Origin of the sequence: Psychrobacter sp. I-STPA10 (genome assembly GCF_021012795.1) — a bacterium.
GTDB lineage: Bacteria > Pseudomonadota > Gammaproteobacteria > Pseudomonadales > Moraxellaceae > Psychrobacter.
The window spans coordinates 81,131-88,861 of the sequence record NZ_VFYU01000027.1 but is presented as its reverse complement, the minus strand read 5'-3'; the positions used below and the strand labels follow the sequence as shown (position 1 = coordinate 88,861).

The following is a 7,731-nucleotide window of genomic DNA, read 5'->3' as shown; positions in this document are numbered from 1 at the left end:
GCGAAACAGTGTTTCGCTATATTCCTCCTCAGGGAGAGGAACTGGTTTTTAAGTCCTCCCCTTACTTCAAGGGGAGGGTATGGGAGGGGTCATATATGATTTTATAAAATAAAGTTGAGAGTGGGGTATTAAAACCCTCAGTTTAATGTGCAAGCAAGATTAAAAAATACCAAAATTTCTATTGTTATGTTATAACATTTTATATATGATTAGGTTATCAGCTATGAACTATCACGATATAGACCATTACAGAGAAGGAGTATCAATCATACTAATATGGAATGATTAACAAGTAAAAAAACTATAAATTATTGATTTTAAATCATTAAGAATAATATCAAGACAGTTTAACTTTTGCATATAAAGTACATTAAAATCAGTTTTTGAGATAAATATCTTGAAAACTACCCATTTGTTATATATAAACTACCCATTTTATTATCAATTATTACCCATTTAGGTAGTCCACTCTACTGCTACTCTTGTTATGATTACATCGTTCTCAACAAACATGAGTTATTTTAAACATATAACCATTTTTTTTTGAGATCCTGACTGGTCGTTAAGGAAACCATCGACCAACCATAACAAACTTCAAGGGAGTGAAACTATAATGCTCGTAAATATCGATAACGGGGGCACACTCACAGATATCTGTGTAGTGGGCAAAGACGAGGTGTACTACACCAAAACCCTAACAACCCCTATTGACCTCTCAGAGTGTTTTTTTGAGGGTATCAGCAAAGCTGCAAAAGTAATCTATGGTGCAGGTAATGAAGAGAAAGAGGGTAAATCTAATTTTACCAAACTTTTGCAAAATAGTTCTCTTATCCGTTACTCATCAACTCAAGGTACAAATGCTCTTGTAGAGCGTAAAGGACCTAAAATTGGCCTGATTACTGATGAGCCAGATCTCATAGAAAAATTAAACCAAACTGATGCTGAAAAAGACATGTTCCAAAGTCTTATTGGTAGTCGTGTCTCTGTATTACAAGTGACAGACGACGAAGAAGAAATGGATTTAAACTTGGTTAATGCAATTAATGAGCTGACCACTGCCGGTGCAGAGCGTCTGATTATTGCAGTGAGTGACCAAGAAAAAGAGAAAAAATATAAGCATTTCTTTTTACTACGTTTCCCACGTCAATTACTAGGTTCAGTTCCTGTTCTATTTTCTTGGGAATTTACCACAGATCCTTCACGTCCAAGAAGAATCTGGTCTGCAATTATCAATACATTCTTACATCCTACACTAGATAACTTCTTATATTCTGCTGAGAATCGCCTCAGAGCACATAAAGTTAAGAATCCACTACTTATTTATCGTAATGATGGTGCGTCTTCTCGTGTTGCTAAATCAGTTGCACTAAAAACCTATTCTTCTGGTCCTCGTGGTGGTTTAGAAGGTACCCGTGCACTTGCTGAAGCCTATGGTTTTAATCAAGTACTGATGATTGACGTTGGTGGTACAACCAGTGATATCGGTGCTGTTGATAATCTAAGCATTCTGGCTGATCGCCGTGGTAAGGTAGAAGGCATCGAAACTTCATTTGAGCTTAGTGATGTACGCTCTTATGGTGTGGGTGGTAGCTCTATTCTGCGTGCAAAAGATGGTGCCATAACTGTTGGTCCTGAAAGTGTGGGCGCAGCACCTGGTCCTGCTTGCTTTGGTTTTGGTGGTAAAGAAGCAACCATTACTGATGTTAACTTACTATTAGGTATTCTAGATCCTTCAACTTATTTGAATGGTGAATTAAATCTAGATGCTGACCGTTCTCGTCAAGTAGTTAAAGCGAATGTTGCAGATCCTCTAGGCATTAGCGTTGAAGAGGCCTTATTCGAAATGCAAGAAGCATTTGCTACGAAAATGGCAAACAGTCTTGAAGATTGGGAATATGACGGTAATGAAACTGTACTTGCTGCCTTTGGTGGTGGTGGTCCTATGAGTGCGTGTCAAGCCGCTCGTAAAGCAGGCATTAAGCGTGTTATTATTCCAAAACTTGCCGCTATTTTCTCAGCTTATGGTCTAAGTTTCTCTAATGTCTCGCAAGAGTTTGAAGAGGATATCACAGGCTTTAGTGACGAAGAAATGCAACATTCAAGAAAACGTCTGCTTAAACAAGCCAAACGCCACATGTACCAAGAAGGTTACTCACTTAAAGATGATTGTGATGTTCACTGGAGTGTGATTGTTGAAAACGCTGATGGTAGTGAAGATACACGCTTAACCCTAGAAGAAGATGCCAATCATACCGATGACCAAAGACGGATTTTGGTACTAGAAGCCAGCTATGCTCTAGCACACCCAACAATCACAGCAACTTTGCCAGATAGCAACAGCAGCGTAGAAGCTAAAGCCTCTGGTAGTCGTAAAATATTACGCAAAACAGATCAAAATATCGCTGAAGAAGATGTTCCAGTGTATGTATTGGATGATCAGCCTGCCAATGCAGCGGCACAAGGTCCAGCTATTGTTGAAGGTCCATTCTTTACCGCACGTGTTACTGAAGGTTGGAGCTTCGTGGTTTCAGATGCAGGTGATCTAATCCTTAGCGATAATGCTTAATAGACAAACCTTAGCAATAAGGCTCATAAGTAGTGAGTAAAAATAAAACTTAATATTGATGAGTCTTCTTTGCTTCAAGGAAAACGTAGGAAATAAAACTAATACAAGGAAAAGTTCAATGAGAGTTCCAATGACCGAGTATTTGCTGATCGATTTAGACAGCGAGCGTTGGGTATGTCGTGTATGTGAGCATGATTTTGGTGATGCTCGTGGTACCTATAAGGAAGGTACTTTGGTATACGATCGCAATCCAGAAGAAATTCACCCCCCTGTAATTGATCCGAAGTTGTATAAATATACATTCTCACCTGATCCAAATTACTGCCGTATTTATGAATATTACTGCCCTGGTTGTGGTACACAAATCGAAACTGAATATGTGCCACCAGGACATCCACCTTGCATTGATATGCTTTGGGACATTGATGACTTACGTCGCCGTTGGGAAGAAATTGGCGAAGATCCAGAAGAAGTCGTTAATTATGGTCCAGGTGAAAACGCACAAGTAGATTTGCGTGAAGGATGTCGTCATCATGGTCATGGTCACCACCGTGCACCACAGAAACCACAAGAATAAGGACGGGGGAGAATATTATGAAAAGAATATCAGTTGATATTGGCGGTACTTTCACCGATTGTTTTTTCTCATGGGATGATTTATACATCGAGTCAAAAGCACTCACAACTCATCACAACCTAGCTTTAGGCTTTAATGCGGCACTTGATAATGCTTGTAAACGAGCAGGTTTAACACGTGAGCAAGTATTAAAAGAAGTCGATTCAGTACGTTATGCAACAACCTTAGGTACTAATGCTTTGATTGAGGGTAAAGGTCCTCGAGTCGCTGCCATTGTTACTCATGGTTTTGAAGATACAATCCATATCTCACGCTCAAAAGGTTATGGTGAAGGTCTAGATCCAATCAAACAGGGTGATATGGCAGATGCTGAGCGTCCTGAGCCAATCGTACCTCGTAACATGGTGCGTTCAATCAGAGAGCGTATTGATACAGTTGGTGAAGTACTTGTACCCTTACAAAAAGAAGACGTACGTGAGCAAGTACGTGAGCTTATTGGCGAAGGTGCTGAAGCTATCGTTGTTGCTTTAGTTAACTCTACAGAAAACCCAGAGCATGAGCAGCTAGTACTAGAGACTATTTTAGAAGAATATCCAGCACATGAACTTGGTTCATTACCTGTGATTTTAAGTAGTCAAGTATCAGGTCGTAAAGGTGAGTATGTACGTGCAAAAACGGCAATTATTGATGCCTTCTTACATGCTATTATGTTTAACGCCTTAAACCAACTATCTAGCAACTTACGTAACTCAGGTTATGAAAAACCAATGCTAGTAGTACATAACTCTGGTGGTATGGCGCAGTCTAACTCGACTGATGCGCTACAAACCATTCACTCAGGACCTATTGCAGGTGTTGGTGGTGCACAACATTTATCAGAAAGTACGGGTATTGGTGATGTTGTAACCATGGATATGGGTGGTACATCATTTGATATCGGTTTGGTACCTGAAGGTGGTGTTAAGCACTATGACTTCCACCCAGTTATTGGACGTTGGTTAGTTTGTGTACCTATGATTCACCTAAATACATTAGGTGCTGGTGGTGGTTCTATCGCTAGTTTTGACCGTATTCATAAATCTGTGAAGATTGGTCCTGAATCTGCTGGTTCTGATCCTGGTCCTGCTTGTTATGACCGTGGTGGTTTGTATCCAACTGTAACTGATGCTGACTTATTACTTGGTTATTTAGATCCAGATAACTATGCCAATGGTTTCATTAAGCTAAATCCTAAGCGTTCTAGTTTTGTGATTGAAGATCAGTTGTGTGATGAACTTGATTTAGAAGTCATCGAAGTGGCTAAAATCATTAAACGTACCGTTGATGAGCAAATGGCAATTGGTATCGAAATGGAGCTAAGAAGTAACGGTGGAGTTGTTGAAGACTTTACTATGGTTGCTTATGGTGGTAATGGACCATTGCATGCTTGTGGTATTGCTAACCAAGCAGGGATTTCAAAAATCTTATTCCCTCCATTTGCCTCTGTATTCTCAGCTCTAGGTGCTGGTAATATGAAGCCACTACATATTCATGAGCGTAGTGCTTATGTAGTATTATATGAGCCACTTTCACGTAACCTGTTTGATGAATATGATCGCTTTAATGGTTATGTTGAAGAGCTTGAGAAGAAAGGTCGTGAAGACTTGATTCGCCAAGGTTACGATCCTGAAAAAGTAGAACATGGCCTAGAGCTTGATATGCGTTATGGTAACCAGCGTGTTACGACATCTGTTGCCTTAGATATCAATCGTATTGAAAATGTCGGTGATGTTTTACATGTCATTCGTACATTCTCTGATATCTATGCTGATCGTTATGGTAAAGGTATTGAAGCACCAGAAGCTGGTGTACGTGTACAAACCATCCGTGTTGCTTCATATATTGATGGTGAAGTTGTACGTTTTGATGACTTAGAGTATGCTGGAGAGCGTACTGAGCCAACACCAGTATCACATCGTACTGCTCACTTCGTTGGTGAAGATGATCCAGTTGAGACACCTGTTTATGATGCCACTGCATTAAGTGAAAAATATGTGGTACATGGACCTGCTATTATTACTACGGAAAGTACCACCTATCTAATCGAGAGAAACTGGCGTATTGAGCCTACACCTCAAGGTGCGGTATGGTTGTTAAAGGACAAAGCTACCCAAGGTGGCGCGAAAAAACAATAGGGAGATTACTATGACTACAGATGTAAATAGTCCAAAACGCGAATTGACCGCTGAAGAAAAAGCATGGGTCGAAGATTTTATGAACGAAACGACGTTGTTTTTGGGTCCTGATCCAGAAATTATGCGTCACCACTCTATCTCAGAGCGTTCTGCATTAGAAGAAGAAGTTATTGCTAAAGGTAGTGATCCGATTCTTTATGATCGTATCCGCCGCCGTTTAGTTGGTTCGCTTGATGAAGCGTTTGAGATGTGTGAAAGTATGGGTGCGGCACCAGGTGCTAAATGGGCTGACTTATCAGTTGCCGTTTATACTGCCCAAGGTGACGTTTGCTATATGTCAAACCGTGGTGTAATTGCATTCTCAGCGGTACTTCATCACCCAATCCGCTATATCATGAAATACTGGAAAGATGAGCCTACCGTTGGTATTAATCCAGGTGATGGTTTCTTCCATAATGATGCTCGCTTTGGTTGTGTGCATAATACTGACCAATCACTATTAACTCCGGTTATCCGTGATGGTGAAGTAGTAGCATGGGTCGGTGCGACCATTCACGAAGGTGAAAACGGTGCTTGTGAGCCAGGTGGTATGCCTTCTGGATCAGAAACGCCATTTGATGATGGTCTACGTGGTTCACCAATGAAAATTGTAGAGCGCGGCAGAGTACGTCGTGACTTGCTGACTTTCTTACAGCATTCTACTCGTGATCCTAAATTGATGCTTGCGGACATCAAAGTGAAAATGGGTGCAGTACGTCGTGTAATGGAAATCGTTGACCGTTCTATTGAAGAGCATGGTTTAGATGCTTTCGTTGGCGCGATTCGTATGACCGTTGAGGATGTGGAAGAAGAAGTACGTCGCCGTATTGACGCCATGCCAGACGGTACAGTGACTGTTAACCAGTTCGTTGACTCAACTTTAAAAGAGAATATCTTAATTAAGTTCGCTTGTAAGATTACGGTTAAAGGTGACACCATGGTCTGTGACTTGCGTGGTACAGGTCCTGAGATCCTTAACCGTGCGATTAACTCACCATTAGCATCGACTAAAGCATTCTTTGCACAAGCCGTATTGTCTTACTGGTGGCCAGATTTACCTCGCTCTACAGGAGCTTTATCACCCATTGAGTTCATCAGTGATGAAGGAACATGGGCAGACTGTAGCTACGATGCACCAACTGGTCAGAACTTACAGGCATCATTCCGTGGATTTACTGCATTGCAAGCGGCTTATGCGAAACTACAGTTCTCAATGCCTAACAAATATGCCAACGTTATTGCACCATGGTTTAACCAAATTAATGACTTCCTATGGGGTGGTGAAACACAACATGGTGAGCAAGTGGGTAACCTTTGTGCCGACTTAAACGGTATGGGTGGTGGTGCAAAAGCCTTTAAAGATGGTGAAGATGCGGTTGCACCATTATTCTGTGCGATGGCAGATACTGGTGAGCAAGAAGTAATGGAAGAAGAAGTACCATTCTTGCAGTTAGTTTCTAAGCGTCTGGTTCGTGATAACCAAGGTTTTGGTAAGTTCCGTGGTGGTATGGGTTATGAGATGATTGTTGCTGCTCGTAACACACCAGAGTGGGGTTTTATGACCGTAACGTCAGGTGCGAAATTCTCTAGTGTTGGTGGTATGTTTGGTGGCTATGGTTGCCCAACTTATCCATTAACCATGGTGAAAGGCATTAATATCTACGAAATCATCAAAAATGATCCAACACAGTTTAACTTGTCAATTGAGCGCATCATGAATGAGCGTCCATTCAAAGACGGTAAATATCTATCCTATCATATGGGATTGCAATTTGACCGTTGTCAAGAAGGCGAGCTGTATATGATTTCTCAAGGCTCAGGTGGTGGTTACGGTGATGTGCTAGAGCGTGATCCGGAGCTTGTGATGGATGATCTACAACTAAATCGTATTTCTGCCTTGACTGCAGACAGAATTTACAAAGTAGTTTGGGACGAAGAAACCTTCGTTGTAGACAAAGAAGCAACCGAGCGTTTGCGTGATGAAGAGAGAAAAGCACGTCTTGAGCGTGGTGTTCCTTACGCAGAGTTTATGGAAAAGCATGTTAAAGAAGCGCCACCAGAGAATTTATTCTACTATGGTTCTTGGGGACAAGGCGAAGATGAAGAGCTTTATGCCACTATTTGGGAAGATAACAAGCCTAAGCGAGTTCGTGGTAAACTAAAAGAGCTTCCATTAGTTACTATCCCTAACCGTCATGTGTTGAAAATTGAAGAGCTTGAAGCACGCGTTCGTGAGTTAGAGAACGATTTGGGTCTTGAAGTTGAGCATTTGACCTAATCTTAGATTAATAGCACTTAAGTTAACTTTAAGTGACTATTGTTTACTAGTAGTAAGTTGGGGTTTGGCTTATATGGTCAAACCCCAATTATGCGTT

Annotated in this window: 4 protein-coding genes; all 4 read left to right on the top strand. The window is 41.1% G+C overall.

Annotated features, from left to right (window positions below; translation table 11 throughout):
* The first annotated feature begins 613 nt into the window (after positions 1-613).
* The 4 genes from FHK89_RS13520 (at position 614) to FHK89_RS13505 (ending at position 7,634) form a co-directional block, all read left to right on the top strand.
* Positions 614-2,566 (top strand): hydantoinase/oxoprolinase family protein, encoded by a 1,953-nt coding sequence (locus tag FHK89_RS13520; RefSeq protein ID WP_230661337.1) that lies wholly within the window; start codon positions 614-616, stop codon positions 2,564-2,566.
* A gap of 118 nt (positions 2,567-2,684) precedes the next feature.
* Positions 2,685-3,143, top strand: a complete 459-nt coding sequence (locus FHK89_RS13515; protein WP_230661336.1) for an acetone carboxylase subunit gamma — start codon at positions 2,685-2,687, stop codon at positions 3,141-3,143.
* Between the two features lie 17 nt (positions 3,144-3,160).
* Positions 3,161-5,317 (top strand): hydantoinase/oxoprolinase family protein, encoded by a 2,157-nt coding sequence (locus FHK89_RS13510; RefSeq protein WP_230661335.1) that lies wholly within the window; start codon positions 3,161-3,163, stop codon positions 5,315-5,317.
* Positions 5,318-5,327: 10 nt separating this feature from the next.
* Positions 5,328-7,634 (top strand): hydantoinase B/oxoprolinase family protein, encoded by a 2,307-nt coding sequence (locus FHK89_RS13505; RefSeq protein WP_230661333.1) that lies wholly within the window; start codon positions 5,328-5,330, stop codon positions 7,632-7,634.
* Positions 7,635-7,731: the final 97 nt, after the last annotated feature.